Annotated in this window: 2 pseudogenes; both read right to left on the reverse strand. The window is 68.6% G+C overall.

Annotated elements, in window-relative coordinates:
* Window positions 1–1,207, reverse strand: a pseudogene (locus ABZT49_RS26725) (methyl-accepting chemotaxis protein); the annotation flags it as partial.
* 125 nt (window positions 1,208–1,332) lie between these two features.
* Window positions 1,333–1,626: pseudogene (locus ABZT49_RS26730) on the reverse strand (methyl-accepting chemotaxis protein); the annotation flags it as partial.

The following is a 1,626-nucleotide window of genomic DNA, read 5'->3' on the forward strand; positions in this document are numbered from 1 at the left end:
GGCGGGCGATCGCCTCGGTCTGGCCGGCATTGTCGGCGTTCTGCTTCACGTTGGCGGCCATCTCCTCCATCGAGGCCGAGGCCTCCTCGGTGGAGGCCGCCTGCTCGGTCGAGCCCTGCGACAGCTGCTCGGCCGAGGCCGACAGTTCCTGGCTGCCGCTGGCCACCCGGCTGGCCGCCTCCGCGACATTGACCGCGAAGGTCGTCAGGCTGTCGACCAGCGCATTGACCGCATCCTTCATGCGCTGGTGGTCGCCCTCGCAGGCGATGTCGACGCGCTGCGTCAGATCCCCGGAACTGACGAGGCTGAGGACGCGGTTGCCCTCCATGATCGGCAGGATGATGGCGTCCAGCATTCCGTTGATGCCGAGCACGAGCTTGGCGAAATCCCCGACATAGTTGTCCGCGTTGCCCCGCTCGCTGAGCTGCCCGGCGGTCGAGGCGGCGATCAGGTGCTGGATCTCGGACGTGATCGCCCGGAGGTTGGTCCGCAGCGTCTCGATCGTGTCGTTGATGAAGGCCTTCTTGCCCGGGAACGCCTCGAGGGGCGCGTTGAAGTCGCCTTCGCCGAACGCCTTGACGCAGGCCATCGCCTTCTTCTTCACGGCGATGTGGCCGGCCACCATGGCGTTGATACCCTGCGCCATCACGGCGAAGTCGCCGCTGAACCGGTCGACGGGAACGAACACGTCGATGTCGCCCCGGTCGTGCTCGGCCGACATGCGGTTCATCTCCGCGATCAGGCGCTTGAGATGGCCGCGCAGCGTCTCGATGGTCTCGTTGATGAACGCCTTCTTGCCGGGGAAAGACTCCAGGGGCGCGTCGAAGTCGCCCTCGCCGAACGCCTTGATGCAGGCCATCGCCTTCTTCTTCACGGCGATGTGGCCGGTCACCAGGCCGTTGATGTCCTGCGCCATCGCGGCGAAGTCGCCCTTGAACTGCTCGACGGGCATGAGCACGTCAATGTCGCCGGTCCCGTGCTCCGACGACATCCGGCCGACGCAGTCGCCGAACGTGATGGCCGGGCGCGTCGCCGTCTCGAGCAGGTCGTTGACGGCGATCAGAATCGTCTTCGCGTCACCCGTCGCCGTCGTCAGATCGGCGCGCGCCGACAGGTCGCCGGCGGCCATCGCCTGTCCCAGCCGTTGGATCTCGTCCAGGGCCACGCGCGTCTTGGAGGATCCCTTCATCCCGACGAAGAGAGACATGAGCATTCTTTCACGAAAAAGTGGGGACGGGCCGATGGGGGGTAGGCGGCGCGGGCCGATGGCCGCGCGCCGGGTGACGATCGTTCGACGATCCGGACGCCGCCGCAGCGCCCGGATCGTCGGGGTCATGCGCGCTTGAAGTCCTGGTCGCGGGTGTCCTCGGCGCTGGTCAGGTCGAAGGCGAAGCCGCTCCCGCGGGGGCTGCCGGAGCGGGGCTTGGCCGCCGAGCGGGTCGTCGTCCGGGCGGGCGACTTCACCGCCGCAGAGGGAGCCGCCATCCGGGACGCCGTGGCGCGCAGCTGCGACACCGCCCCGTCGATCACCCGCGACCCCGCCGCAGCCTCGCTCCCGTCGATCCGGAAATACGCGATCGTCGCCTGCAGCGTCTCGGCCTGCGCCGCCAGCTCCTCCGACGTCGC

This window comes from Methylobacterium sp. EM32, assembly GCF_040593685.1.
Classification (GTDB): Bacteria; Pseudomonadota; Alphaproteobacteria; order Rhizobiales; family Beijerinckiaceae; genus Methylobacterium.